This window comes from Pseudomonas sp. V88_4 (assembly GCF_029967985.1).
In the GTDB taxonomy this organism is placed as follows: Bacteria; Pseudomonadota; Gammaproteobacteria; order Pseudomonadales; family Pseudomonadaceae; genus Aquipseudomonas; species Aquipseudomonas glycinae.
This window is the reverse complement of record NZ_JASCAF010000034.1, coordinates 147,358-173,212: the sequence shown is the minus strand read 5'-3', so window position 1 is coordinate 173,212 and position 25,855 is coordinate 147,358. Positions and strand designations below refer to the sequence as shown.

Below are 25,855 nucleotides of genomic sequence, written 5' to 3'. Positions count from 1 at the left end.
TTTATAAGCTTATGGCTGTTTTAAGTAATTGAAAAATAACGATAAAAATACAGAATCACCAAAATGGTGAGGCGCTTCACCATTTTGACGCACTTGACAGGTTGGAAATATGAGCAAGATTTCCTATGTGAAATCAGCCGCTTGAAGTTGAGCGGAGAATGAGGCGTCCTGAAGAAAAATAATGCAGTGCACCAGATTGAGTCCTGACAGTTCGGACAACTTGCCTGGCATTTGGCCTGAGTGTTCAGTCAAGTTTTCGCGGCCTCACCAAGTGAATAATTAAAACTGATAAACATCAGTAAGTTGCAGGAAATAGAAAGCACGGCCCGATGCGCAAGCGGGGCACTCGGCACGTTTATTGATGCCGCCGCTGACACCATGGCCGGTGCATGAAAGTTGTCAGTTCCTCCGGCCATCGTTCGGCTCGCACCTGCGTGTGCAGTCGCCTGATGAGCAAAAAAATAATCAGAAGAACAGTGGAGCGGCCATGCAACAGAACAGATCGCAAGTGACCGAGCGCGACGGCTTGTTCGAACTCGAAGCCGGCAGCGACGTCCTCGACAGTCCCCGTTACAACCACGACATGGCACCGACCAAGGTGCGCGAACGAACCTGGAACAAATGGCACATCACCGCGCTGTGGGTCGGCATGTCGATCTGCGTGCCGACTTACACGCTCGGCGGTGTGCTCACCGCGTATTTCGGCCTGAGCGTCGGCGAAGCCTTGCTGGCGATTCTGTTTGCCAACGTCATCGTCCTGATTCCCCTCACACTCAATGCGTTTCCCGGCACCAAGTACGGGATTCCGTTTCCGGTGCTGCTGCGCTCGTCGTTCGGGATTCTCGGCTCCAACGTGCCGTGCCTGATCCGCGCGCTGGTGGCGTGCGGCTGGTTCGGCATCCAGACCATGTTCGGCGGACTGGCGATTCACCTGTTTCTCGGCTCGGTGTTCGAGGGCTGGAAATCCCTCGGCGGCACGGGGGAGGTGATCGGTTTCATGATCTTCTGGGCGCTGAACCTGTGGGTGGTGATCCGTGGCGCCGAGTCGATCAAATGGCTGGAAACCCTGTCGGCGCCGCTGCTGGTGGCGGTCGGCATCGGGTTGCTGGTATGGGCCATGCCGAATGTGTCGATGACCGAGTTGCTGGCGATTCCGCCGAAGCGTCCCGAAGGTGCGAGCGTGGTCAGCTACTTCGCCGCCGGGCTGACGGCGATGGTCGGTTTCTGGGCCACGTTGTCGCTGAACATTCCTGACTTCAGCCGGTATGCCCGCAGCCAGAAGGATCAGATCCTCGGGCAGATTTTCGGTCTGCCGCTGACCATGTTCCTGTTCGCCGCACTGGGCGTGGTGATGACCGCCGCCTCGGTGAAACTGGTGGGCGTCAGCGTCTCCGATCCGGTGACGTTGATCGGCCATATCCAGAGTCCGGTGTGGGTCGCGGTGGCCATGGCGCTGATCATCATCGCCACGCTGTCGACCAACACCGCCGCCAACATCGTTTCGCCAACCAACGACTTCCAGAACATCGCGCCCAAAGTCATCAACCGCACCAAAGCGGTGATTCTCACCGGGTTCGTCGGGCTGGCGCTGATGGGCCATGAACTGCTGAAAAAACTCGGCCTGATCGTCTCCGATGTCAGCCTGGAAACCGTGTATTCGAACTGGCTGCTGGGCTATTCCAGTCTGCTCGGGCCGATTGCCGGGATCATGGTGGTGGACTATTTCCTGATCAAGAAACAGCAACTGGACCTGGCCGGCCTGTACCGCGATGACGTGTATCCGGCGTGGAACCTGGCCGGATTCACCGCTTTCGGCGTGCCGGTGGTGCTGACCCTGCTGTCGCTGGGCAGCAGCGCATTCAGCTGGTTCTACAGCTACGGCTGGTTCACCGGCTCGGCGCTGGGCGGGTTGATCTATTACGGGTTGTGCGCGATGCGTGCGCAGCCCTCTGCCGTGAAAACAGCGGTGTAGCGACAGGCCTCATCGCTGGCTTGCCAGCGATAGCGGTCTACCAGACACCACAGCGACATCCATAAGAACAGCAGCCTGAGGAGATCCCCATGAACGCAGCCGTAGACGTTCTGCAATCGACCCATCAGCACATCAACCGCGACCGCTTATGGACGTCGCTCATGGAGCTGGCCAAACTCGGCGCCACGGTCAAGGGCGGAGTCTGTCGCCTGGCCCTGACCGACCTCGACCGCCAGGCCCGCGACCTGTTCGTGCAGTGGTGCAAGGACGCCGGATGCAGCGTCACGGTCGATGAAGTCGGCAACATCTTCGCCCGTCGCGCCGGCCGCAACCCGAACCTGCCACCGGTAATGACCGGCAGCCACATCGACACCCAGCCCACCGGCGGCAAGTTCGACGGCTGCTTCGGCGTGCTGGCCGGGGTCGAAGTGCTGCGCACCCTTAACGACCTCGGCGTGGAAACCGAGGCACCGCTGGAAGTGGTGGTCTGGACCAACGAAGAAGGCTCGCGGTTCGCCCCGTGCATGATGGGCTCCGGCGTGTTCGCGGAAAAATTCACCCTCGAAGAAACCCTGGCCAAGGTCGATGCCGACGGCGTGACGGTCGGCGAAGCGCTGAACGCCATCGGCTACGCCGGGCCGCGCAAAGTCAGTGGCCACAAAGTTGGCGCCTACTTTGAAGCACACATTGAGCAAGGCCCGATCCTTGAGGACGAACAGAAAACCATCGGCGTGGTGCTCGGCGCACTGGGGCAGAAGTGGTTCGACCTGAAACTGCGCGGCGTCGAAGCCCACGCCGGCCCGACCCCGATGCACCTGCGCAAGGACGCCCTGGTTGGCGCCTCGGTGATTGTCGGTGCAGTCAATCGTGCAGCGCTCGGTCATCAACCCCACGCCTGCGGCACGGTCGGTTGCCTGCAAGCCTATCCCGGTTCGCGCAACGTCATTCCTGGCGAAGTGCGCATGACCCTCGACTTCCGGCACCTGGAACCGGCGCGCCTCGACTCGATGATCGCCGAGGTCAAGCAAGTCATCGAAGCGACCTGCGAAGAACACGGCCTGACCTACGAGTTGACCCCGACCGCCGACTTCCCGCCGCTTTACTTCGAAAAGGGCTGCGTCGAAGCCGTGCGCGGCGCCGCCAAGGGGCTGGGCCTGTCGCACATGGACATCGTCAGCGGCGCCGGCCACGACGCGATTTTCCTCGCCGAACTGGGCCCGGCCGGGATGATCTTCGTGCCGTGCGAAGGCGGCATCAGCCACAACGAAATCGAGAACGCCGCGCCGGACGATCTGGCGGCGGGCTGTGCGGTGTTGTTGCGGGCGATGCTGGCGGCTTCGGCGGCGGTGGCGGGAGGACAGCGGGCCGCGTGAGTCGGTCATAAAAATGGGGCGCATGGCTGAAATCAGAATGCGCCCCAGCAGTCACCGCTCAGACATCGGAATCCATTTTAACTGTCACATTTTCGTAATGAGAGTGTGCGATTTTGCCCCTGCCTGAAACATGATGTAACAGGTGGTGACGGGGCCAAGGCTCTGTTTTGAAAGTGGAAAATGGATTCTAAGGAAGAGTGATGTCGACGTTTTGCCAGATTATGGATAAGTCTGAGAGTGGTGGATGCGGATGCAAGATCCCATCTAGTGTATTAACCAAAATCCTGTCGGAAACAGCCTCCGCCAATACCGTCTCGGATGACAGAGTTGTATTGGGATTCGAGTCCTCCGACGATTGCGCGGTCTATGACAACGGCGACAACTACCTGTTGTTCACCACCGATTACTTCTCCCCGATCGTCAATGATCCCTATGTGTTCGGCCAGTTGGCTGCCAGCAACGCGGTGAGCGATATTTTTGCTTCGGGCGGCTATCCGTTGATTGCCAACTCGATCATGGCGTTCGATCCGGAGCAAGTACCGGTCGAGCAGGTGACTCAGATGATCCTCGGCGCGCAGTCGGTGATGAACAGGTTCAATGTCAGCATCGTGGGTGGGCACACAATCAAGAACAGCCAGCCGCTTTACGGCTTCTCGATTATTGGAGAAGTGGAAAAACACCGTCTGAAGAAGAACAACACCGCCAGGGCGGGTGATGTCTTGGTCATGACCCGGCCGATAGGTGTCGGAATTCTTGCAAGTGCGCTGAAAGCGGGGATTCTCGAACAGTCGGACCTTTCTGCACAGACATTGGAGCGGATTACCGGCGACAACGAATTCGGTCGTACCCTGAGTGCAAGTGCCGAGGTGAGTAGCCTGACCGACATCACCGGGTTCGGTCTCATCGGCCACATCAGCGAAATGGTGGGGCTGGGGCAGCTGGATGTCGTGCTCGACACCGACGCGCTGGCGTTCTATGACGACGCACAAGCCCTTGCAGTGGCGGTGACCTCCGCTGACAGCGGCGTTTTTGCCAATATCAAAAAATACACCCAACACGTCGAATACCTCAGCGATCTTTCCCTGGCCAAGAAGTTTCTGCTACACGATCCGCAAACCAACGGAGGGTTGCTGTTCACCGTGAGCGAAGCGTGCCTGGCGGATAACCGTGAGGCCTGGCAGGCGCTGTGCCCCGACTTGATGGTGATCGGGCGCGTGACGCAAGGCGCGGGCAAGATCAAGGTTCGCTGACATGGCCGCCATGACGTTCTACCCGGTCATGACCGGTGTGGGGGTGATGGCCGGGTTCATGTCGGGGCTGTTCGGTATTGGTGGAGGCATCATTGTGACGCCTCTGTTGGTGCTGATCTATCCGATGCTGTCCGGTCAGAAACTGCCGATCGAAGTGGTGACCGGTCTGTCCTCCGCGCAGGGTTTTTTCTCCTCGCTTGTTTCGTTCGCGCTGCACCGTGTGCGGTTCCAGCCGGATTGGCGAGTGATCAGAAACTTCGCGGTGCCGATGGCGATTGCCAATTTTTTCGCATCGGTGCATGCCGATGCGTTCAGCGAGAACTTCATTCTCTTCGTGTTTGGATTGCTGGGATTGTTATCGCTATTGGTGACGTATCTGTTCCGCAAGCCAGTCGCCCTGTTGTGCAACCACCCGGCGCTGTCATTGCCGCTGACAGGCCTGGTGCTCGGCGTGTTGTGCGGTCTGGTCGGGCAGGGCGGCGGGTTCATCTACCTACCGGTTCTGATCAGCCTGTTCGGCTTGCCAATCAAGCAGGCCATATCGACCTCTGCGCTGATCGGCATCATCGGAGCCAGTGGTGCGCTATTTGGACGGATGGGTACGGCGGGAGACTTTCTCGGTTACACCGGTGAACTGGTGATCGGGATTTTACTGGGTGGCTTCCTGGGGGCTGCCTTGTCCCATCGGCTGGATGCCAAACACCTCAAACGAGCACTCAACGCTTTTGTTCTGTTGTGCTCGATCCAACTGATGGCGCGTTTGATTATCTAGAAACAGAACGATTGTCCGTCTTTTGCGGGCAGCATCCTGAACGACATAAAACAGAAAACTGGACGTGTTTGAAATGGATATCACTGTGGATGCAATTTATGCCGACGTATGCGGTTCGGCCCCCATATCGAAGGGTGTCAGCAGCATGCTTCAAACGTTGTTTTCGGCCCGCCAATGCGCCAATCCGAACGCCAATCATGCCCTCGGAATTCAATTGCTCGAGAGGGTTGAGCGGGCGCGGGGCAACATTGCCCGACTGTTGAACGTCGATACGCAATGCCTGATTTTCAACAGTGGCTCCAGCGAGGGTTGCGCGCAGGTTTTTCATGATTTTTTCGAGCGTCACAAACACGAGCATCCCGTGGTGCTCTACTCGGCGATCGAGCACGCCTGCACACTGCAAAACATCAAACGCTACTGCCTGGATGGTTTGTGCGCCGTTGCGATCGGCCACCACCAGGACGGCCTGCTCGACACCGATCAATTACAGCAGTCGCTGCAAGCCCATGCCGGGCGACCGATCCTGGTTTGCGTCATGGCCGTGCATAACGAAACCGGTGTGATCCAACCGATCGAAGCGATCGCCCGGCAGGTAAAAGCCCATGGGGGATTACTGTTTTCGGACATGACGCAAGCCATTGGTAAAATCCCGGTGGATTTACAGGCATGCGGCGTGGATTTTGCCATTGCCTCGGGTCACAAGTTCGGCGCGTTACCGGGTGCGGGTTTTCTCTATGCCAGAGACCGTTTTGGCTTGTCGCCGTTGATTGCCGGTGGGGGGCAGGAAGGCGGCCTGCGCGGCGGTACGCAAAATTATCCGGGCATTCTTTCGATTGAAACGGCGTTGCAGGAAAAACACATCAAGTACGCTGCTAACCAGCGCTCGGTGCAGTCGGCGCGGGAACATTTCGAAACCCGGTTGCAAACCATGCTTGGTGAAGTGGTGGTGTTCGGCCAGAGGGCACCACGTGCGCCATGTGTCAGTTTTATCGCGCTGCCGGGGATCAATACCAAGAAACTGCAGTGGTCGCTGAACACTCAAGCGATCTACATCACGGGTGGTTCGGCGTGTTCCGACAAGAAAAACAACGTGTCCAATACCGTCATGCAACTGGGTTTTTCGGAGCGGGTCGCCGGGAGCACCGTGCGTATTTCGATCGAAGAGGAGGGCTGCGGAGTGGCCTATGAGCGAATTCTTGCAGGCATTGCTCGGGCGCTGGATCTGCCGTCGAATGCTCCCGCCCACCCGGCGCTGGAGCCGGTCTGATGCGGGTCGTGACGTCGGGAGGTGCCTATCTCGACATCGATGCGTACGCGTGTTGCATTGCGTACGCTGAACTGTTGAACCGCCAGGGCATTCAGGCCAGGGCGGTCAGCAGCGCGCCGCTCAACGCGAGCATCACCGACAATGTGCTGAAAGGAGCCTCGTCGCTCGACGACTACCTGCCGCAACCGGATGACGAGTTTGTGTTGGTGGATGTTTGCGACTACCACCATTTCGACCCGATTGTGGTACTCGATCAGGTGGTGGAAGTCATCGACCATCACCCAGGCTTTGAACAGTACTGGGCGCAAAGGCTCGGGCCTTCAGCTGATATCCGAGCGATTGGTGCAGCGGCAACCCAGGTCTTTGAACGCTGGGAGGCGGCAGGTCAGTTGCCGCTGATCAGCGAACACAGTGCATTGTTGTTGGCCACGGCCATTCTGGACAACACGTTGAACTTTACCGGGCAGATGATTACTGCTGCGGACGTTCGCGCGTATGACGTACTGGCTCGTCGAACAAGGCTCGGGGCGGATTGGCCCGAGCAATATTTCCTCGAATGCCAGACCGCTATCGAGTCAGACATCTGCGCCGCATTGGCAGCGGACTTGAAACGGATGAAACCCGACAGCCTCCTGCCGCAGGTCTTCGCTCAAATGACGGTGTGGGATGCTGATGCCTTGCTCGAAAGGCATCGCTCGGCGATCAACGATTGGATGGCCGGGGAGGGCAAAGACTGGTTGTTGAACCTCATCAGCATCCGCGACCGCAAAAGCTGTCTGCTGGCCAAACCCTTGGTCTCCCAACAGAAGCTGAGCCATTTGTTGTCACTCGACTGGCACGCTGGAGTCGCGTTTCTAGAGCCCTCAATGCTGCGCAAAGAACTGGTGAGGCTTTCTTTACAGACCCCACGTCACAAACCCGAAAGCTGAATCGTCATCCCGTTGAATCCCTCAAACACGGAGCAACGCGATGTCGTTCAACACCCAAGCCGTCAACCTGCAACAAACCATGCCGCAAGTGTTCGGGTGTCGAGGCACTGATCGATGAACTTCGCTGAAAAAACCGTCGCTGTGTTCGAGCAGCGACGACCCTTTCTGCTGGGGCTGGCGTACCGCATTCTGGGTTCCCGCGCGGAAGCCGAGGATGCGGTGCAAGAGCTGTTTATCAAATGGCTGGAGGCCGATCAGGCCTCCATCACCACACCGGCCGCGTGGCTGACCACCGCTTGCATCCGCCACTGCATCGACCTGTTGCGCTCGGCGCACAAGTCCCGTGTCGACTATGTCGGCACCTGGCTGCCGGAACCGATTCACACCACTCACCACCAGTCGCCCGAACACATGCATGAACTCAGTGCGTCGCTGTCCACCGCGTTTTTACTGATACTCGAACGGCTGATCAATGGGGCGCAAGGCGTGGTTATCAAGGCGGACGGCCTCATCACCGCTTCGATGACGTTCGGGTTCGATGGAGCAGGGCGGGTGAACCGGATCTTCATCATGCGTAACCCTGACAAGCTGGCAGGGTTGCAGGCTTCGGCCAATATCCTGTAGCCGGGCACCTGCGGGAGCGAGCCGCTCCCACAGTTTTTTGTACCGGCCGGGGAGGTGTTATTCCTTTATCGCCGAACCCTTGCGACGGTTACTGCCGTTCGGGTTGCCAACGTCCAGCAATCGTCTTTCCACCAGCACATTCTCGAGCGCCTGACGTTCGGCCGGCGCCATCTCGTGCTCGCGCTTTTTCAGCTCCAGCAGGATGGGGCTGGACCAGCTGCGATAGGTCTGTTCGATGAGGCGGCGGGATGTCATCAGTCTCTCCTTGATCAAGAGCCCGGTGTGGCTGGCAGGGGCTCAATCCGATGAGGTAATGACGTTAGTCGAGAAACCGTCGGCGCGCGAATGTCCGCGCACCCTTACGGATCACAGAGATTGCGGCGTGTCCGAGATTGTCGGCACGATCACAACGGCCTGCGGTCGTAAACTTCACATGCGCGAACTTGTGGAGAACCAATGAGCCGGGACGTCCTGACCACCGAAACCAATCGCCGCCAGTTGCAGCAGATCATTGCCGGCCTGTCCGACGGGGTGATTCTGCTGGAGCTCGACCAGACAATTCTCTGGGCCAACGAAGCCGCGCTGGCGATGCATGGCGTCAGCCGGATCGGCGAGCTTGGCAACAACGCCGGGGAGTACGTCGAGCGCTTCAATTTGCGTTATCGCAACAACCACACGTTGACGCCGGAGCAATACCCGATCAGCCGTGTGGCGACCGGTGAAACGTTCAGTGATGTGCTGGTGGAGGTTTCCCCGCGCAGCGATGAAGAACGCACCTGGGTGCACAGCGTGCGCAGCATGGTGCTGACCGATCGGGACGGCGACATCGAGTCGTTGGTGCTGATCATGAGTGACGTCACCGATTGGGCCAACGCGGAGCAGCGTTTCGAAAAGACCTTCAATGCTAACCCGGCGCCGGCGGTGATCTGCCGCCTCAGCGACCTGCGCTACATCAAGGTCAATCCGGGGTTTCTGGAAATGACCGGCTACACCCGCGATCAGGTGATCGGCGCCTCGACCTATGAGCTGGATATTCTCGAACAGGCCGAGCGCAAGGACCTGGCGATCCAGCGCCTGCGCGATGTAGCGACGATCCCGCAGATGCAGGCGGAGCTGCGATTGCCGGACGGTGGCAGTAAACAGGTGATCGTCGCGGGGCAGCCATTGGTGCTCAATGACGAGGATTGCATGCTGTTTTCGTTCGTCGACATGGAGCTCAGGCATAAGGCCGAAGTCGCCCTGCGCCAGAGTGAAGAGCGGTTCGCCAAGGCCTTTCGCCTGACGCCGGTACCGATCCTGATTTGCAGCGCCGATGAGCAGCGGCTGATCGACGTCAATCAAGCCTTTCTCGATACCCTGGCTTACGAGAGCGACGACGTGCTCGGCAAGACCGTCGCGCAACTGGACTTTATCGATGAACCGGCGGAACGCGCCCGGTTACTGGCGGCACTGGAGAAAACCGGCCGGGTTGACCGCGTCGATATGCGGATCCGCAGGAAAGACGCCGAGCTGTTGGAGTGCGCGGTGTCCGCCGACACGGTCAACATCCAGGACGCGGAGTGCTATCTGCTGGTGCTGATGGACATCACCGAGCGCAAGCGCACCGAGCTTGAGCTGGTGGCGGCGATTGAAGAGGTGATGAAGGATGCATCCTGGTTCAGTCGGACGTTGATCGAAAAACTGGCCAATGTGAAGAAGGTCAACTCGCCGCAGCTGCCGAGCGTGTCGTTCACCGATCTGACGGCCCGGGAGCGTGATGTGCTGGCGCTGATTTGTGAGGGGCTGGCGGACAAGGAGATTGCTGCGCGGCTGAAGCTGGCGCCGAACACGGTGCGTAATCATGTAGCGACGGTGTATTCGAAGCTCGATGTGCACAGTCGAAGCGAGGCGATTGTCTGGGCTCGCGAGCGTGGGTTGTTCTCGGGCAGCAGCCGGGGACAGCGGTAAGGTGCAAATGCACTAGTTCATGGGGTGCAAATTCGGGTGTCTGGCGGAGCGGGCTGTTCTTAGTCTGGTGGAGTGCGATGCGGGTTTTGTTCGTGATCGTGTCCCCTCCGTCGTTGTTAATGGATTTGACCATGAATGTGTTGTTTGTCATTGAACCTGGCGTGTTGCGTCGATTGTCGGAGCTGGCGCGATGATTTATCTGGCGCAGTTGCGGGCTCGGCTTGAGCGCAGTTTTTCGCCGTTGGCTTGTGAGTGTGTGGTGGATGGGGATCATTCGCTGACTGTGAAGCTGTATCACCCGGCTTCAGGGCAGGTTGATCTGGTGATCAGTGGTTTGAGTCTGGATGCCTTGCGTACGGATGAGGCGGTGGATGCTTTGATTGGTGAGTTGCGGTATGAGCTTGAGAGTAATTCTCTGCGTTCGCCCAGTTGAACTTGGCGGCCTTTGGGCCGACCAGGTTCTTGTTCGGTTTGGGTGAATATCCGTTTCTTCGGGTGCAGCCGCTGGCGGTTTCGCCCTTACGGCGAGTCACCTTTTCCAAACGCCGGAGTGCCGGCCCAGCGAAAAGGTAACCCAAAAGGCTTTACCCTGACGTACGGCCCTCGCTGTGGCTCGGGTTCCTTCGCTCCGGGATTGATCCGGGGGCATCGCCTACGGTTTGCTTCGCTGCACCTCCTCTCGATGTGTTTGGCTTCGCCAAACGGTCGCTGCGCTCCCACCCCCGGATCAATCCCTCCACTCAGCCTGCCGACGGGGCCAGCACGTCAAAAGCCTTACTCGAGCTAACGCTCATCGTGTTGAGTGGTGAGGAGCGCGAAGCCGACTTGTGTGTTCTTCAAAGCTTGAGTTCGCCTCGATGGTTCAGGTCGATGTAACTCGAATGAACAACTCCGTAGGCTCCCTCTCCCTCCGGGAGAGGGCTGGGGTGAGGGCTGGCATCTTGAGGCTTTCCCCGATTTGTCGGAACCCACGATCCATTCTGTAAACCCACCCCAAAATCGACAGCCAATTCCCCCCAAACCCACCATTTCACTGGCACTCACCCCCCACTGGTCTATAAGGAATGAGTGGTTCGGTTTCCATAACCGGGTGTTGTCCTGCTCGGCGACGGGAGTTTTCTTCCATTCATCGCGGGTCATCCTATGAACAATCCTGGGAAACGCGAGTGTTCTTCACTGCTGTCGGCTTTCGGTCTGGTGCTGCTCAGTGGTTGTGCCAGTCCTCCACCGCCTCCGCCAGCCGCGCCGCCTCCGCCACCTGAGCGGACTTGTCAGGTCATGGAAAATACCGAGGTCGCCGGTGATGCGTATGCCGACGGGCAAGTGACTCGACACATCACCAAGACCCGTTGCGTCACTCAATAAGCCGGGCGCCGTTGAAGGCGCGGGTCGAGTGGATTGTGCTGGTGGCCGACCTGGTCGGTACGGCGGTGTTTGCGGTTGAAGGCGCAATTGCGGCGATGCGCAGTCAGCTCGATCTGCTCGGGGTGATGGTGATTGCGTTCATCGTTGCGCTCGGTGGCGGGGTGACCCGTGATCTGCTGATCGGCGCGACGCCGCCCAAGGCTGTGGCGGACTGGCGTTATCCGGCGCTGGCGTTTGCCATGGGCGGGGTGGCGTTTGTTTTTCATGAACAAGTGCTGGGCTGGTCCGGTTCGACGCTGATCGTGCTGGATGCGGCGGGGTTGGCGTTGTTTGCCGTGGCCGGGGCGCAGAAGGCCTTGAATTTCGGCATCTCGCCGTTTGTGGCCATGCTGATGGGCACGATTACCGGGGTCGGTGGCGGGGTGCTGCGTGACATTGTGCTGGCGCGAGTGCCAGTGGTGTTGCAGGCGGACTTGTATGCCAGTTCGGCGTTTGTTGGCGCGGCGGTGTTGATTGTCGGGCGCAGGCTGGGTGTTCCGCCGGTGGCAGCGGCGCTGCTGGCCGGGGCGGGGTGTTTGTTGTTGCGGTTGTTGTCGGTGCATTTCGGCTGGCAGTTGCCGAAGGTGCTGGGGGCATGAAAAAGGCAGCCCTTGGGCTGCCTTTTGTTTTGCCTCAGAAGCGGATCAGGACAGGAAACCGCCGTCCACGTTCAGCGATACGCCGGTGGTGTAGCTCGAGGCATCGCTCGCCAGGTACAGCACGGCGCCGGCCATTTCGCTCGGGTCGGCTACGCGTTTGAGCGGGATCTGCGTCAGCGCTTGCTTCAGGATCGCGTCGTTCTTCACCAGCGCCGAGGCGAATTTGGTGTCGGTCAGGCCCGGCAGCAGGGCGTTGCAGCGGATGCCGAACTGCGCGCATTCCTTGGCGAAGACCTTGGTCATGTTGATCACGGCGGCTTTGGTCACCGAGTAGATGCCCTGGAAGATCCCCGGCGAAATGCCGTTGATCGAGGCCACGTTGATGATGCTGCCGCCGCCGTTTTCGCGCATCAGCTTGCCGGCTTCCACCGACATGAAGAAGTAGCCGCGGATGTTCACGTCGACGGTTTTCTGGAAGGCGCCGAGGTCGGTGTCCAGCACGTTGCAGAACTGCGGGTTGGTCGCGGCGTTGTTGACCAGGATGTCCAGGCGCCCGAACTGTTCCTTGATGCCGGCGAAGACCTGGCTGATCTGTTCCATTTCGCCGATGTGGCAGGCGATGGCGGTGGCCTTGCCGCCGGCGGCGATGATGGCGTCGGCCACATGTTGGCAGCCTTCGAGTTTGCGGCTCGAAACGATGACGTGGGCGCCTTGCTGGGCCAGCAGTTTGGCGATGGCTTCACCGATGCCACGGCTGGCGCCGGAGACGAAAGCGATTTTGCCGTCGAGGTCGAACAACTGAGTCTTGGACATGGGATTCCCTTGTAGTAAGCCTTGTTATAACGCCGTCATCAGAGGCTGGATTTGGCAATGACCTGCAGGCTCATCTGCTCCAGCAGTTTGTTCATGTGAATGAACTGCGCGAAGCGTTTGTCCTGGGTCTGGCCATGGAAGAAGCGGTAGTAAATCTGCTGCACGATGCCGGCCAGACGGAACAGGCCATAGGTGTAGTAGAAGTCGAAATTGTCGATCTGGACGCCCGAACGCTCGGCGTAGTAATCGACGAATTCGCGGCGCGTCAGCATCCCCGGGGCGTGGCTCGGCTGGCGGCGCATCAGTTGCACCGGTGCCGGGTCGTCGGCCTGGATCCAGTAGGCGAGGGTGTTGCCCAGGTCCATCAATGGATCGCCGAGGGTGGTCAGTTCCCAGTCGAGCACGCCGATGATCTGCATCGGGTTGCTCGGGTCGAGGATGACGTTGTCGAAGCGGTAGTCGTTGTGGACGACGCTGGAGGTCGGGTGGTCGGCCGGCATCTTGTCGTTGAGCCAGGCTTTGACCTGTTCCCAGTGCGGTGCGTCCGGGGTCAGGGCTTTCTCGTAGCGTTCGCTCCAGCCTTTGATCTGGCGGGCGACGTAGCCTTCCGGCTTGCCCAGGTCGCCGAGACCGCAGGCTTGGTAGTCGACCCGATGCAGCTCGACGAAACGGTCGATGAAACTCTTGCACAGGGCTTCGGTTTTGGTCGCGTCCAGGCCCAGTTCCGGCGGCAGGTCCGAGCGCAGGATGATCCCCTTGACCCGTTCCATCACGTAGAACTCGGCGCCGATCACCGAATCGTCGGTGCAGTGCACATAGGCTTTCGGGCAATACGGGAAGCCGTCGCGCAACTGGTTGAGGATGCGAAATTCGCGGCCCATGTCGTGGGCGGATTTGGCTTTGTGGCCGAACGGCGGACGGCGCAGGACGAATTCCTGGTCCGGGTATTCCAGCAGGTAGGTCAGGTTCGACGCGCCGCCGGGAAACTGGCTGATCTGCGGGGTGCCGGTCAGGCCCGGAATGTGCGCCTTGAGGTACGGATCGATCAGGCTGGCATCGAGTTCTTCGCCCGAGCGGATACGGGTGGACTGGTCAGTAAGCGCCATGCTTATCCCTTCTGCTTATTTTGGAGGCCAGACATCATTGGCTAATCTAATGGCGCGCTCAGGCGGTCACAAGCGCGGCTCGGTCTTATAGGTTAGCGTGTTGGACGGTAATCAACTTTGGGAATGGGCGTGTCAGGCCGCCGCCCAACGCCGCCACGTCTGGCATGATTTCGGCAGACGTCGAATCCCGGCGTCTTGAATGTTGCCCGGCGTGCTTCAGTGCACGCGCTGATTGTTCAGTTTCGGCGGCAACTGGAGCGGCGTCAGCACCGGTTGCCCGGAAAAGAACGCCACCAGATTTTTGCCCACCAGTTCCACGGTGCCTTGGGTGGCTTCCGGTGACAGGCCGGCGACGTGCGGGGTCAGAAGCACATTGCTCAGATTCTTCAGCGCATCGGGCACTTGCGGCTCGTGGTCGAAGACATCGAGGGCCGCCCCGGCGATTCGACGTTGCTCCAGTGCGCTGATCAGGTCGGCAGTGGCAATCACACTGGCGCGGGCAATGTTGACGATAAAGCCGTTTGGCCCCAAGGCGTCCAGCACCGGGCGAGTCACCAGATGCTGGCTGCCGATGCCACCGGGTGTCGAGACCACCAAAAAATCCGATGCCCGGGCCAGTTCGGTCGGCGTTGAACAAAACGCGTAAGGCACATCACTGCGCACCTGGCGATTGTGATAGCTGATCTCCATGTCGAAGCCCAGGCCCGCGCGTTTGGCAATCGCCATCCCCACTGCGCCCAGCCCGAGAATGCCCAGGCGCTTGCCGGCCAGCGAAGGGCGCATGATCTTCGGCCACTCGCCCCGACGCACCGCCGCATCGCAGCGCGGGATGTCGCGCACCAGCGCCAACAGCATCGCCATGGCGTGGTCGGCCACCGACGAAGCGTTGACGCCGGCGCCGTTGGTCACGGTCAGCCCACGGTCGCTGGCGGCTTGCAGGTCGACCTGCTCGTAACCGGCGCCGATCACGCAGATGATTTTCAGCGCGGGCAATGCTGCCATTTCTTCGGCGTATAAGCCCAGCGGGCCACGGGTCAGTACCGCGTCGATCCGTGCCCCGTGGGTGGCAATGGCTTGCGCGCGTTCGGCTGGGGTCGGCGCGAGAATCAGATGAAAACCCTGTCGTTCGAGAATCGGCAAATAATCATTGATGGTTTCAACCAGTACCAGAACGGTGGCGGGCATTGCTCGGCTCCTGTGATCGTCGGTCTTCGGGCGCAAAAGTCGGTTCAGAGTGCTGATTCCAGAGCGGTTTGGCAATGGCTGGCGCGGCCCCGCATCAGGCAGTGTAGGAGCTGATGCGGGGAGCGCGCGGGTGGTTCGTCAGAAGATGATGTCGGCGCTCGCAGTCACAGAATCAGGTCACGTACTGGGCGATGCCGTTGCCGAATGACCAGTTCTCTTTTTTCACTTCGACCAGATTGATGAACACGTCTTCCTGACGCACGGCCAGCTGCTGGTTCAGGTTGCGCGCGATGGTCTGGAACAGCCGTTGTTTCATTTCCACGGTGCGGCCTTCGCTGATGGTCAGCTGGATGAACACGATGCCATCGCTGCGCTGGATCCCCAGGTATTGCGGGTCATAGACGAAGTGCTGGTCGTCGTGCTCGGCCAGCACCTGGAAATTGTCGTGTTCCGGCACATTGATCTCGCTGCGCAGGGCGGCGTAGATCACTTCGCCAATGCGTTTGGCGAACGTCGGGTCCGGGTTTTTCTTGATGTCGACGCGGACGAGAGGCATGGGATGGCTCCACAGGCGAGGGGACTGGACGGGTATGTCAGTCAATTCGCCATTGGGTATAGCCGAAAAATGCCAGTCGGTGAGGTTGTTTAAAAACGTTAGGAAATGGACGCACCGTCCTGCGGGATTTACGGATGTTGCCTACGAGTGTCGCCGGACTCATCCGCTATACGGCGGGGGAGAAGCGCGGAACCATAGAGAGCATGACGTGATGCGCTCTTCAGGACGGAGCGGCAACCCGGACGGAAATTGCCATCAGCCAAGGAAGGCGAATGCTTCAGAACAACCGTGAAAACCTGGAACTCGACAGGCTGCATAACGAAACGCGATAGCTGGTGGCTGAAAGGCAAAAGCTTTTGGCGGAAGAAAAGAAGCTGAGGTGGGAGACGTATTTTTATCCAGTCGCAGTTGTGGCCGGCGTGTTGACGGCAAGCGCGGCATTGGCGGGCGTCTTCTTCAAGTTTTGAGCATTCGTTTTCGCAATCTTCAGACACATGACCCAAAAGGAAATCAACATGAGCACCTATGACGCCAAAGCCAGAATGGAACAATTGGAACGGGAACACGATGAGTGGGCCGAAAAAATACGCATCAAAAACAGGAAAGAAATGCGCCCGATCTGGGCGTTGATGGGTCTGGGCATCTTTTGCATGTTCCTCGGCTTCATATTGGCCCGATCGATCTGATCGGGTTTTCCCATGGCACATTCGGCGCCTGCGCATGCCATAAAACGACATGTGGCGTATCTGGCGCCGACAGGCTTTTTCCCAAAAACGACAAGCCTCCGATCTGCTCCGCATAACCATTCCTCAGCTAAGTCTTTGCTTCTGCTCATTTATCGCGGAGAATCGCGCCCCTGTTTCGGCCGGAGCATGTCTGTCGGTTTTTTCCGACGCGTCCTGACCGAGTGGCAAGTGACCGGAATGCGGAGATCCGACCGGATGAATGATCAGGCCAATAGCGTCGAACAACGCTTTGAAGCGGCAGCACCAGCCGAACTGTCGAGCTGGAATCGCCATGACACTACCTGGATGTTGGGACTGTTCGGGACCGCCATCGGCGCCGGTACCCTGTTTTTGCCGATCAACGCAGGTCTGGGTGGTTTCTGGCCTCTGGTGATCCTCGCGCTGCTGGCGTTCCCGATGACGTTCTACGCACACCGCGGTCTGACCCGCTTCGTGCTCTCCGGTCGCGAAGGCGCCGACATCACTGACGTGGTGGAGCAGCATTTCGGCATCAAGGCCGGCGCGCTGATCACGTTGCTGTACTTCTTCGCAATCTTCCCGATCCTGCTGATCTACAGCGTAGGCCTGACCAACACGGTCGCCAGTTTCCTCGAACACCAACTGCACATCACGCCGCCGCCGCGCGCGCTGCTGTCGTTCGTGCTGATCCTCGGCCTGCTGGCCGTGGTGCGCTGCGGCGAGCAAGTGATCGTCAAGGCCATGAGCCTGATGGTGTATCCGTTCATCGTTGCGCTGCTGTTCCTGGCGGTGTACCTGATCCCGCACTGGAACGGCGGCATCCTGACCACCGCTTCGCAAGTGCCTGCACCGTCGGCGCTGCTGCACACGTTGTGGCTGGCGATTCCGGTGATGGTGTTCTCGTTCAACCACTCGCCGATCATCTCGGCATTTGCGGTGGATCAGAAGCGCCGTTACGGCGTCCACGCTGACGAGCGCAGCTCGCAGATCCTGTCCCGCGCGCACCTGCTGATGGTGGCTATGGTGCTGTTCTTCGTGTTCAGTTGCGTGCTGACCCTGTCGCCGGAACAACTGGCGCAAGCCAAGGCGCAGAACCTGTCGATCCTGTCTTACCTGGCCAACCACTTCAGCAACCCGACCATCGCGTTCGCGGCACCGCTGATTGCGTTTGTGGCGATCTCCAAGTCGTTCCTCGGCCATTACATCGGTGCCAGCGAAGGCCTGAAGGGCTTGATCGTCAAGAGTGGCAAGCGTCCTGGCGCCAAGGCGCTGGACCGCATCGTGGCGGCGTTCATGCTGGTGGTGTGCTGGATCGTGGCGACCCTGAACCCGAGCATCCTCGGCATGATTGAAACCATCGGTGGCCCGGTCATCGCGGCGATCCTGTTCCTGATGCCGATGTACGCGATCCGCAAAGTGCCGGCGATGGCCCGTTATCGTGGGCAGATGTCGAACGTGTTTGTCTCCGCAGTGGGTCTGGTGGCGATTTCGGCGTTGATCTACTCGCTGACTGCCTGATTCCAGTCCGGCAGTACCAGACGGGGGCGAGCCATGCGCTCCCGTTTTCTGCAAATCCTCCCCGATGCCTGATCCAGGGCACACTTCTCAAGGCATAAACGGCTACGCTTGAAAGGCACTTTTCCCGGAGATGCCTCATGCCCCGAGCCCGACCGCAACTGATCAGCGCCAAACTGGAAAAACTCCATCCCACGCAGCTTACGGTGGGCCTCGCTGAAGTCGCCGACAAGCGTCAGGAATGGAAGAAGCTCAAACGCAAGGAGCGGGCGGCAGCGCTGGATAATCACTGGTTCCCCAGTGTGCTTGGGCCTGAAGGCGTCTACTACATCGTTGATCACCATCACTTTGGTCTTGCGCTGATTGAGGAAGAGGTCAAAAAGGCTTCGCTGCTGGTGCTCAAGGATCTTTCGTTTGTCGACACGGTAACCTTCTGGAACGTGATGAACTTCAACCAGTGGGCGCACCCCTACGACGGTCGGGGCGTCAGGCGCACCTTTGAAGCCATTCCCAAGTCCATTGCCGATCTGCAGGACGACCCTTATCGCAGCCTCGCCGGACGTTTGCGGCGGGCCGGTGGCTACGCCAAGGACGCCACGCCCTACAGCGAGTTTCTCTGGGCGGATTTCTTTCGCAGCCGCATCGCCAGCGATCAGATCAGCGACCTCAGTCCCAAATTGCAGACCAAAGCCATGAACCTGGCGCGCAGCCAGGAGGCTCGGTATCTGCCAGGGTGGGTGGGGCCGATTGTCAACTGAACCGCTGAGTACCGCTTCCCGGCCCGAAGTACCCAGTCGCAGTCAGGACCTGCTGGCCGGGCTGTCGATTGCCGGTCTGTTGCTGCCTGAAGCGGTGGCGTATTCCAGCATTGCCGCTCTGCCACCCCAGGCCGGAGTGATCGCGTTGTTCGCGGGGCTGCTGTGTTACGCGTTGATGGGCACCAGCCGCTTTGCCGTGGTCTCGGCGACGTCGTCATCGGCGGCGGTGCTGGCGGCTGCGACGGCTTCGCTGGCTGGCGGGGATCCGGCATTGCGCCTGAGCCTGGCGGTCGGTCTGGTGATGATGACCGGTGTGCTGTTTCTGCTGGCGGGGTTATTCAAGCTCGGCAGTGTGACGTCCTTCATCGCCAAACCGGTGTTGCGCGGCTTTGCCCTGGGGTTGGCGGTGACGATCATCCTCAAACAGGTAGCGAGCGTCGTCGATATCCACCTCACGGACAGCAACCTGATCCGTTTCCTGCCGCAACTGATCGAGCAGTGGCCAAAATGGAACCTGGCCGGTGCTGTAGTAGCGCTGGTGGCGTTGCTGGTGCTGATGGCCTGCGCCCGCTTTCGTCGGGTGCCGGGTGGGCTGATCGTCGTGGCGCTGGGCGTTGCCGCCAGCCAATGGCTGAACCTGCCGGCCTATGAGGTGAAGCTGATCGGAGTCATCGACCTGGCGCTGGAGATGCCACAGCTGCCGAACATGCCGTTTGCCGATTGGCTGCGCCTCGGCGAGCTGGCGTTTGCCATGGTGATGATCCTGTACGCCGAGTCCTATGGGTCGATCAGCTCGTTTGCCCTGAAGCACGGTGACCGGGTTTCCTCGAACCGCGATCTGCTGGCTCTTGGCGCGTCCAATCTATTATCGGGCCTGTTTCACGGCATGCCCGCCGGGGCCGGGTATTCGGCGACTTCGGCCAATGAAGCGGCGGGCGCTACATCGCGGTTGGCGGGCGTTGTCGCCGCGGCAGTGGTGTTGCTGATCGTGTTGACCGTGCTGCCGTACATCGCCCTGACCCCGGAACCTGTGCTGGCCGCGATCGTGATTCACGCCCTGGGACGAGCGTTGAGCCTGCAACCGCTGGGCCGCTACTTCATCTGGCGCCGTGATCGCTTGCTGGTGATCTGCGCGGTGGCAGCGGTGCTGGTGCTGGGCGTGCTCGACGGCTTGCTGCTGGCGGTGGCGATCAGCGTGGTGCTGATGCTGAAGCAGATGTCTTCGGCGGAAATTCAGGTGCTGGGGCAAATGGGCGGCGGTCACGATTATGTCGATCTGCAACGTCATCCGGATGCCCGGGAAATCCCCGGCGTGCTGATCGTGCGGCCGAGTGAAGCGCTGTTCTTTGCCAACGTGGAACGGATTCTCGGCGGCGCGCTGCGGTTGGCTCGTCATGCGCCGGCGGCGGTGCACACGATCATCCTGAGTCTGGAGGAGTCACCGGACCTGGACGGCACCAGCATCGAAGCGCTGGAAGCGTTCTTCCTGCAAGTGCGGGCCGAGGACAAACTGTTGATTCTGGCGCGCCTCAAAGATCAGGCGCAGATCGTGCTGGCGCAATTGCCAGAGTTGGAACGCGAGCAGGTGCTGTTGAGCGGTTTGAGTGTGGATGAGGCGGTTCAGCAGGCACTCAAGCTCAATGCCTGAATGTCAGAGGGCATAAAAAAACGCCGCTCATCTCGCGATGGGCGGCGTTTTTCATTGCGTTGCAGCGTTAGGCTTGAACGACAGGGATCTTGGCGTTCGCAGCAGCTTCACGGAACTCGGCAATCTGGTCGAAGGACAGGTAGCGGTAAACGTCGGCCGCCATGCTGTCGATCTTGCCAGCGTATTCCATGTACTCCTCGACGGTCGGCAGGCGACCCAGGATCGAAGCAACGGACGCCAGCTCGGCCGAGGCCAGGTAGACGTTCGCGCCGTCGCCCAGACGGTTCGGGAAGTTACGGGTCGATGTCGACACCACGGTGCTGTTCGGCTCAACGCGTGCCTGGTTACCCATGCACAGCGAGCAGCCTGGCATTTCCATGCGGGCGCCGGCCTTGCCGTAGATGCCGTAGTAGCCTTCTTCGGTCAGTTGGTGAGCGTCCATCTTGGTCGGTGGCGACAGCCACAGACGGGTTGGCAGCTGACCCTTGACCTGATCCAGCAGTTTACCGGCAGCGCGGAAGTGACCGATGTTGGTCATGCACGAACCGATGAACACTTCGTCGATTTTCTCGCCAGCAACGCTGGACAGCAGACGGGCGTCGTCCGGGTCGTTCGGCGCGCACAGTACAGGCTCGCTGATGTCGGCCAGATCGATTTCGATGACTTCGGCGTATTCGGCGTCGGCATCGGCTTCCATCAGTTGCGGGTTGGCGATCCAGGCTTCCATCGCTTGGGCACGACGCTCCAGGGTACGCGCATCGCCGTAGCCTTCGCCGATCATCCAGCGCAGCAGGGTGATGTTGGACTGCAGGTACTCGGTGATCGACTCTTTCGACAGCTTGATGGTGCAACCGGCAGCCGAACGTTCGGCCGAGGCGTCGGACAGTTCGAACGCCTGTTCCAGGGTCAGACCTTCCAGGCCTTCGATTTCCAGGATGCGGCCGGAGAAGGCGTTTTTCTTGCCTTTCTTCTCGACGGTCAGCAGACCGTTCTGGATGGCGAAGTAAGGGATGGCATGAACCAGGTCACGCAGGGTGATGCCAGGTTTCATTTTGCCTTTGAAGCGCACCAGGATCGATTCCGGCATGTCCAGCGGCATGACGCCGGTGGCAGCGGCGAACGCGACCAGACCGGAACCGGCCGGGAACGAGATGCCCATCGGGAAACGGGTGTGCGAGTCACCACCGGTACCGACGGTATCCGGCAGCAGCATGCGGTTCAGCCACGAGTGGATGATGCCGTCGCCCGGACGCAGGGAAACACCGCCGCGGGTCATGATGAAGTCAGGCAGGGTGTGGTGGGTGGTCACGTCGATCGGCTTTGGATAAGCCGCGGTGTGGCAGAAGGACTGCATCACCAGATCAGCGGAGAAGCCCAGGCACGCCAGGTCTTTCAGTTCGTCACGGGTCATTGGACCGGTGGTGTCCTGAGAACCTACGGTGGTCATCTTCGGTTCGCAGTAGGTGCCAGGACGAACGCCTTTGCCTTCTGGCAGACCGCAAGCCTTGCCGACCATTTTCTGCGCCAGGGTGAAGCCCTTGGTGCTTTCGGCCGGTGCTTCCGGCTTCTTGAACAGATCGAACGCTGGCAGACCCAGTTCGGCGCGAGCCTTCTCGGTCAGGCCACGGCCGATGATCAGCGGGATACGGCCGCCGGCACGGACTTCGTCCAGCAGGACCGGGGTCTTCATTTCGAAGGTGGTGATGACTTCGTCGGTACCGTGCTTGCAGACTTTGCCAGCGTGCGGGTACAGGTCGATCACGTCGCCCATGTTCATGTTCGATACGTCGAACTCGATTGGCAGTGCGCCGGCATCTTCCATGGTGTTGTAGAAGATCGGAGCGATTTTGCTGCCGAAGCAGAAACCGCCAGCGCGCTTGTTCGGCACGTAAGGGATGTCGTCGCCGAAGAACCACAGTACCGAGTTGGTCGCCGATTTACGCGAGGAACCGGTACCGACCACGTCACCGACGTAGGCGATAGGGAAGCCCTGGCCGCGCATTTCTTCGATCTGCTTCATCGGGCCGGTCTTGCCTTGCTCGTCCGGAACGATGCCGTCACGGGCCATTTTCAGCATGGCCAGGGCGTGCAGCGGGATGTCTGGACGCGACCAGGCGTCCGGGGCAGGGGACAGGTCATCGGTGTTGGTTTCGCCGGTGACCTTGAAGACGCGCAGGCTGATCTTGTCGGCCAGTACAGGGCGCTTCTTGAACCACTCGCCGTCAGCCCAGGATTGCAGCACGGCCTTGGCGTGAACGTTGCCGTTCTTGGCTTTTTCAGCCACGTCGTGGAAGGCATCGAACATCAGCAGGGTGTGCTTGAGTTCCTCGGCGGCCACTGGCGCCAGCTCGGCGTCGTCCAGCAGTTCAACCAGGGTCACGATGTTGTAGCCGCCCTGCATGGTGCCGAGCAGTTCTACAGCGCGCTTCTTGTCCAGCAGAGGGGAGGAGACTTCGCCCTTGGCCAGTGCGGAGAGGAAACCGGCCTTGACGTAGGCGGCTTCGTCCACTCCTGGTGGTACGCGATTGGTGATCAGGTCAACGAGGAAAGCTTCTTCGCCAGCCGGAGGATTCTTCAGCAGCTCGACCAGGCCTGCAGTTTGTTCGGCGTTAAGCGGCTGGGGAACGATACCCAGGGCTGCACGCTCTTCGATATGTTTGCGGTAGGCTTCAAGCACAGTTATTACCCTCATCAGTGGTCCCAAATGGGTGTCCGGGACGCTCATCCCGAAATGCTCGTACTCATGCGCCGCGTGGCGTTGTGGGCCGCTTAGCCAGAATTACCGGGCATTCCTTACAGAAGCTGCTTTCAAAGTTTTACGCCTGCAGAACGGGGAGCTGATGAGGGTTGGCGTTGGGCTTTTCCCCGCTGGAAAAACCCTACGCCAACACCGCTCTGAAGGAACGACTGTGCTCGTGACGCTTTGAAAACAGCTTCTAACGGACATTGGCGCCTAAAAAGGCTGGCTGATTCTACGGCAAAAAAAATTTAAAGGTAAGTCGCGCTCTATTGGACTTTGGTTGCGTTGTGCGCGGCAGCGGCAAACCCTGATCCAGCGCTTGCCCCTGATGTTTGAGGGGTGATGAATGGCGGACAAAGGGCTAACATGCCGCCCTGTTCCGCGTTTCAAGTGTCTTGCCCATTTATGCCCAATCAGACCATCAAGACCCCCTGCGTCGGCCTCTGCTCCACCGTTTACGGTGATCTGGTGTGCCGTGGCTGCAAGCGTTTCCACCACGAAGTGATCCATTGGAACGGTTACAACGAGGAAGAAAAGCGCGCGGTCTGGCTGCGTCTTGAACAATTGCTGTCACAAGTGATGGCGAGCAAGGTCGAGGTCTTCGACCCGGCGCGCCTGCGCCTGCAACTGGAACAGCGCAAGATCCGCTTCGTACCGCATCAATCGGAATATTGCTGGGCGTATCAGCTGATCGCCCGGGGCGCGCGGGTGATCATTAATCTGGAAGCCTACGGAATGGTATTGCTGCCGGAGTTTCGCGACTGGAACCTGCCGGAACTGCGCGATGCCATTGATCGGGAATTTTTCCTGCTGTCGGAAGCGCACTATCAGCGCTACATCGCACCCGGTTTCCTCAAGGACGCCCTCGGCGACTGATCTATTGCTATCGCTGGCAAGCCAGCTCCCACAATGATGGTCTAAAGCTCTCCATGGAGTGCACACCTAAGTCCCTGTGGGAGCTGGCTTGCCAGCGATGACGGCCTTGCAGGCGCCCCAATACTTAATGCTTCACCGCCAACTCCACCAAATGGTCTTCAACCTCCTGCGGTTTGAGCACCAGCACATCACTCTCCAATTGATCCAGCACCTGCTCTGCCGTATTGCCGATCAACGCCCCGGATACCCCGCTGCGCGCCACGGTACCGATCACCGTCACCGCCGCCTGCAGCTTGTGCGCCATGAACGGAATCAACACGTCCGCCGGGCCTTCCTCGACATGCAAATGCTCGTCATCGATGTCGAACTCAGCCTGAAACGCCCGGCATTGCTCGCGATAACGCGCCTCGATGGTTTCCTTGAGCTGGAACGTAGGGTCGGCCGCCGACAGCATCGGTGACGGATGGGCGGTAATCACGTGCAGATGCCCCTTGGCCAGGCTGGCGATGTCGAAGCCGTGGTCGATGATCGTGGTGTGCAGATGACGATGTTCGCCATCGGCATTGCCCACGTCGACCGCCGCCAGAATCACCTTGTCCTTCCACGAACCGGCGGTTTTCACCAGCAGCACCGGGGTAGGGCAGTGGCGCAGCAGTTTCCAGTCCGCCGGGGTCAGCAGGGCCTTTTTCAACGGGCTGTCGGGGAAGTGCTGCTTGATCACCAGCCCGCAGCCTTCGGCCTGCTGCACATCGATGATGGTTTCGTGCAGGCTCTCGTTCCACGCCTGTTCGGTGGTGACGCTGTAGCCGTCCGCCAGCAGCGCAGCCTTGAGCACGCTGAGCATGCCGGCGTGATCGTGCCTCTTGTCACAGACCAGCAGGTGCAGATGGGCCTGGGTCACCCCGGCGATCAGCTTGGCGCGCTTGAGCGCCAGGCTTTCCGCGTGTTCGGGTTCGATGACTACCAGAATGCTGCGAATGGCTTGCATGAGCGGAGTCTCCAGCAATGAAAAGGCACGGCGTTGCACAACTATAGTTGTTGCTGCCGTGCCTGCGACTTGATGCATATCAACGCAGGCCGCTGGTGGTCTGCGGGCAGGCCGGTATAATCGGCGCCCTTCGCTCGAACACCTTTTGACCGTGAGCCCCATGATCCTTCCCGAAATCCACGAATTCCTTGGTTGCCGCACGCCTGACGCCTGGGTCCAGGCCGCGCTGGCCGATCAGGAAACCCTGCTGATCGACCACAAGAACTGCGAGTTCAAGGCCGCCAGCACCGCGTTGAGCCTGATCGCCAAGTACCATTCCCATGTCGATCTGATCAACATGATGTCGCGTCTGGCCCGGGAAGAGCTGGTGCACCACGAGCAGGTGATGCGCATCATGAAGCGACGCAAGATCGAACTGCGCCAGCTGCATGCCGGCCGTTATGCTTCCAGCCTGCGCAAAGTGGTGCGCAGCCATGAACCGGTGAAACTGGTCGACACCCTGGTGGTCGGCGCCTTTATCGAAGCGCGCAGTTGCGAGCGATTCGAAGCGCTGGTGCCGCATCTGGACGAAGAACTCGGCAAGTTCTACTTCGGCCTGCTGAAAAGCGAGGCCCGGCATTTCCAGGGTTACCTGAAACTGGCCTACCAGTACGGTGACGCCAAGGACATCGCCCAGGTGATCGAGAGAGTCCGCGCCGCCGAGCAGGACCTGATCGAGTCGCCGGACGAGGAATTCCGTTTCCACAGTGGTGTGCCCGTCGCGGCATGAATTGTTAAAAACTCTTAAGAGTATGAAACATCAACGAAAACCGGCCCAAGTGGCCGGTTT

Annotated in this window: 23 protein-coding genes and 1 pseudogene; 17 read left to right on the top strand and 7 right to left on the bottom strand. The window is 59.7% G+C overall.

What is annotated here, in order from left to right:
• Positions 1–487: 487 nt before the first annotated feature.
• From QLG12_RS12300 to QLG12_RS12270, 7 genes are all read left to right on the top strand, one after another.
• Entirely contained in the window at positions 488–1,972 is a 1,485-nt protein-coding gene (locus tag QLG12_RS12300) for an NCS1 family nucleobase:cation symporter-1 (RefSeq protein ID WP_197867617.1), read from the top strand.
• An 89-nt stretch (positions 1,973–2,061) separates the two neighbouring features.
• Positions 2,062–3,345: a Zn-dependent hydrolase gene (locus QLG12_RS12295; protein ID WP_282474598.1), complete on the top strand. Its 1,284-nt coding sequence runs from the start codon at positions 2,062–2,064 to the stop codon at positions 3,343–3,345.
• A 200-nt stretch (positions 3,346–3,545) separates the two neighbouring features.
• Entirely contained in the window at positions 3,546–4,595 is a 1,050-nt protein-coding gene (gene selD, locus QLG12_RS12290; protein ID WP_197867619.1) for a selenide, water dikinase SelD, read from the top strand.
• A gap of 1 nt (position 4,596) precedes the next feature.
• On the top strand, positions 4,597–5,367 hold the full coding sequence (locus QLG12_RS12285; RefSeq protein ID WP_197867620.1) for a sulfite exporter TauE/SafE family protein: 771 nt from the start codon (positions 4,597–4,599) through the stop codon (positions 5,365–5,367).
• Positions 5,368–5,440: 73 nt separating this feature from the next.
• Positions 5,441–6,634, top strand: coding sequence for an aminotransferase class V-fold PLP-dependent enzyme (locus QLG12_RS12280; protein ID WP_236195103.1), 1,194 nt, complete (start codon positions 5,441–5,443; stop codon positions 6,632–6,634).
• On the top strand, positions 6,634–7,563 hold the full coding sequence (locus QLG12_RS12275; RefSeq protein WP_282474597.1) for a DHH family protein: 930 nt from the start codon (positions 6,634–6,636) through the stop codon (positions 7,561–7,563). Before QLG12_RS12280 ends, QLG12_RS12275 begins: the two co-directional genes overlap by 1 nt.
• Before the next feature lie 114 nt (positions 7,564–7,677).
• Positions 7,678–8,187 (top strand): sigma factor, encoded by a 510-nt coding sequence (locus QLG12_RS12270; RefSeq protein WP_197867626.1) that lies wholly within the window; start codon positions 7,678–7,680, stop codon positions 8,185–8,187.
• Between the two features lie 57 nt (positions 8,188–8,244).
• On the opposite strand, the gene QLG12_RS12265 is transcribed toward QLG12_RS12270, so the two are convergent.
• Complete coding sequence (locus QLG12_RS12265) at positions 8,245–8,442, bottom strand: hypothetical protein (protein WP_282474596.1); 198 nt, start codon at positions 8,440–8,442, stop codon at positions 8,245–8,247.
• Positions 8,443–8,643: 201 nt separating this feature from the next.
• Between QLG12_RS12265 and QLG12_RS12260 the strand changes: the two genes are divergently transcribed.
• The 3 genes from QLG12_RS12260 (at position 8,644) to QLG12_RS12250 (ending at position 12,137) form a co-directional block, all read left to right on the top strand.
• Positions 8,644–10,134 carry a helix-turn-helix transcriptional regulator gene (locus QLG12_RS12260; protein WP_282474595.1) on the top strand — a complete coding sequence of 497 codons (1,491 nt, stop codon included), beginning with the start codon at positions 8,644–8,646 and terminating at the stop codon, positions 10,132–10,134.
• Between the two features lie 190 nt (positions 10,135–10,324).
• The gene (locus QLG12_RS12255; RefSeq protein ID WP_282474594.1) at positions 10,325–10,567 is read left to right on the top strand and encodes a DUF1652 domain-containing protein; all 243 of its coding nucleotides are present in this window, start codon (positions 10,325–10,327) and stop codon (positions 10,565–10,567) included.
• A 916-nt stretch (positions 10,568–11,483) separates the two neighbouring features.
• A complete protein-coding gene (locus QLG12_RS12250) occupies positions 11,484–12,137 on the top strand; it encodes a trimeric intracellular cation channel family protein (protein ID WP_282474593.1) in 654 nt (217 codons plus the stop codon).
• A gap of 45 nt (positions 12,138–12,182) precedes the next feature.
• Here the strand turns inward: QLG12_RS12250 and QLG12_RS12245 are convergent, their stop codons facing one another.
• From QLG12_RS12245 to QLG12_RS12230, 4 genes are all read right to left on the bottom strand, one after another.
• The gene (locus QLG12_RS12245) at positions 12,183–12,950 is read right to left on the bottom strand and encodes an SDR family oxidoreductase (RefSeq protein ID WP_064380507.1); all 768 of its coding nucleotides are present in this window, start codon (positions 12,948–12,950) and stop codon (positions 12,183–12,185) included.
• 38 nt (positions 12,951–12,988) lie between these two features.
• Positions 12,989–14,056 carry a phosphotransferase family protein gene (locus tag QLG12_RS12240; RefSeq protein WP_282474592.1) on the bottom strand — a complete coding sequence of 356 codons (1,068 nt, stop codon included), beginning with the start codon at positions 14,054–14,056 and terminating at the stop codon, positions 12,989–12,991.
• 216 nt (positions 14,057–14,272) lie between these two features.
• Positions 14,273–15,241: a 2-hydroxyacid dehydrogenase gene (locus QLG12_RS12235; RefSeq protein WP_197867633.1), complete on the bottom strand. Its 969-nt coding sequence runs from the start codon at positions 15,239–15,241 to the stop codon at positions 14,273–14,275.
• 172 nt (positions 15,242–15,413) lie between these two features.
• On the bottom strand, positions 15,414–15,797 hold the full coding sequence (locus QLG12_RS12230) for a tautomerase family protein (RefSeq protein ID WP_007958838.1): 384 nt from the start codon (positions 15,795–15,797) through the stop codon (positions 15,414–15,416).
• A gap of 272 nt (positions 15,798–16,069) precedes the next feature.
• On the opposite strand from QLG12_RS12230, the pseudogene QLG12_RS12225 reads away from it, so the two are divergent.
• The 5 genes and pseudogenes from QLG12_RS12225 to QLG12_RS12205 all read left to right on the top strand — a co-directional run bounded on the left by QLG12_RS12225 (position 16,070) and on the right by QLG12_RS12205 (position 20,422).
• Positions 16,070–16,264, top strand: a pseudogene (locus QLG12_RS12225) (hypothetical protein).
• Between the two features lie 48 nt (positions 16,265–16,312).
• Entirely contained in the window at positions 16,313–16,483 is a 171-nt protein-coding gene (locus tag QLG12_RS12220; RefSeq protein WP_200889791.1) for a hypothetical protein, read from the top strand.
• 255 nt (positions 16,484–16,738) lie between these two features.
• On the top strand, positions 16,739–18,019 hold the full coding sequence (locus QLG12_RS12215) for an HAAAP family serine/threonine permease (protein WP_282474682.1): 1,281 nt from the start codon (positions 16,739–16,741) through the stop codon (positions 18,017–18,019).
• Positions 18,020–18,156: 137 nt separating this feature from the next.
• Positions 18,157–18,774, top strand: a complete 618-nt coding sequence (locus QLG12_RS12210; protein WP_119427308.1) for a ParB-like protein — start codon at positions 18,157–18,159, stop codon at positions 18,772–18,774.
• The gene (locus tag QLG12_RS12205; protein ID WP_282474591.1) at positions 18,764–20,422 is read left to right on the top strand and encodes a SulP family inorganic anion transporter; all 1,659 of its coding nucleotides are present in this window, start codon (positions 18,764–18,766) and stop codon (positions 20,420–20,422) included. Before QLG12_RS12210 ends, QLG12_RS12205 begins: the two co-directional genes overlap by 11 nt.
• A gap of 67 nt (positions 20,423–20,489) precedes the next feature.
• Here QLG12_RS12205 and acnB read toward each other — a convergent pair whose 3' ends face one another.
• Positions 20,490–23,099: a bifunctional aconitate hydratase 2/2-methylisocitrate dehydratase gene (gene acnB / locus QLG12_RS12200; protein WP_108562552.1), complete on the bottom strand. Its 2,610-nt coding sequence runs from the start codon at positions 23,097–23,099 to the stop codon at positions 20,490–20,492.
• A 468-nt stretch (positions 23,100–23,567) separates the two neighbouring features.
• Between acnB and QLG12_RS12195 the strand changes: the two genes are divergently transcribed.
• Positions 23,568–24,038, top strand: coding sequence for a DUF1289 domain-containing protein (locus QLG12_RS12195; protein WP_039767141.1), 471 nt, complete (start codon positions 23,568–23,570; stop codon positions 24,036–24,038).
• 124 nt (positions 24,039–24,162) lie between these two features.
• Here QLG12_RS12195 and QLG12_RS12190 read toward each other — a convergent pair whose 3' ends face one another.
• Complete coding sequence (locus QLG12_RS12190) at positions 24,163–25,026, bottom strand: universal stress protein (RefSeq protein WP_197867637.1); 864 nt, start codon at positions 25,024–25,026, stop codon at positions 24,163–24,165.
• Positions 25,027–25,186: 160 nt separating this feature from the next.
• On the opposite strand from QLG12_RS12190, the gene miaE reads away from it, so the two are divergent.
• Positions 25,187–25,795: a tRNA isopentenyl-2-thiomethyl-A-37 hydroxylase MiaE gene (gene miaE, locus QLG12_RS12185; RefSeq protein ID WP_011334764.1), complete on the top strand. Its 609-nt coding sequence runs from the start codon at positions 25,187–25,189 to the stop codon at positions 25,793–25,795.
• Positions 25,796–25,855 lie beyond the last annotated feature (60 nt).

Coding starts and splice junctions, on each gene's coding strand:
- QLG12_RS12300 (WP_197867617.1), top strand. CDS start 488: ATGCAACAGAACAGATCGCAAGTGACCGAGCGCGACGGCTTGTTCGAA.
- QLG12_RS12295 (WP_282474598.1), top strand. CDS start 2,062: ATGAACGCAGCCGTAGACGTTCTGCAATCGACCCATCAGCACATCAAC.
- selD (WP_197867619.1), top strand. CDS start 3,546: ATGTCGACGTTTTGCCAGATTATGGATAAGTCTGAGAGTGGTGGATGC.
- QLG12_RS12285 (WP_197867620.1), top strand. CDS start 4,597: ATGGCCGCCATGACGTTCTACCCGGTCATGACCGGTGTGGGGGTGATG.
- QLG12_RS12280 (WP_236195103.1), top strand. CDS start 5,441: ATGGATATCACTGTGGATGCAATTTATGCCGACGTATGCGGTTCGGCC.
- QLG12_RS12275 (WP_282474597.1), top strand. CDS start 6,634: ATGCGGGTCGTGACGTCGGGAGGTGCCTATCTCGACATCGATGCGTAC.
- QLG12_RS12270 (WP_197867626.1), top strand. CDS start 7,678: ATGAACTTCGCTGAAAAAACCGTCGCTGTGTTCGAGCAGCGACGACCC.
- QLG12_RS12265 (WP_282474596.1), bottom strand. CDS start 8,442: ATGACATCCCGCCGCCTCATCGAACAGACCTATCGCAGCTGGTCCAGC.
- QLG12_RS12260 (WP_282474595.1), top strand. CDS start 8,644: ATGAGCCGGGACGTCCTGACCACCGAAACCAATCGCCGCCAGTTGCAG.
- QLG12_RS12255 (WP_282474594.1), top strand. CDS start 10,325: ATGATTTATCTGGCGCAGTTGCGGGCTCGGCTTGAGCGCAGTTTTTCG.
- QLG12_RS12245 (WP_064380507.1), bottom strand. CDS start 12,950: ATGTCCAAGACTCAGTTGTTCGACCTCGACGGCAAAATCGCTTTCGTC.
- QLG12_RS12240 (WP_282474592.1), bottom strand. CDS start 14,056: ATGGCGCTTACTGACCAGTCCACCCGTATCCGCTCGGGCGAAGAACTC.
- QLG12_RS12235 (WP_197867633.1), bottom strand. CDS start 15,241: ATGCCCGCCACCGTTCTGGTACTGGTTGAAACCATCAATGATTATTTG.
- QLG12_RS12230 (WP_007958838.1), bottom strand. CDS start 15,797: ATGCCTCTCGTCCGCGTCGACATCAAGAAAAACCCGGACCCGACGTTC.
- QLG12_RS12220 (WP_200889791.1), top strand. CDS start 16,313: ATGAGCACCTATGACGCCAAAGCCAGAATGGAACAATTGGAACGGGAA.
- QLG12_RS12215 (WP_282474682.1), top strand. CDS start 16,739: ATGAATGATCAGGCCAATAGCGTCGAACAACGCTTTGAAGCGGCAGCA.
- QLG12_RS12210 (WP_119427308.1), top strand. CDS start 18,157: ATGCCCCGAGCCCGACCGCAACTGATCAGCGCCAAACTGGAAAAACTC.
- QLG12_RS12195 (WP_039767141.1), top strand. CDS start 23,568: ATGCCCAATCAGACCATCAAGACCCCCTGCGTCGGCCTCTGCTCCACC.
- QLG12_RS12190 (WP_197867637.1), bottom strand. CDS start 25,026: ATGCAAGCCATTCGCAGCATTCTGGTAGTCATCGAACCCGAACACGCG.
- miaE (WP_011334764.1), top strand. CDS start 25,187: ATGATCCTTCCCGAAATCCACGAATTCCTTGGTTGCCGCACGCCTGAC.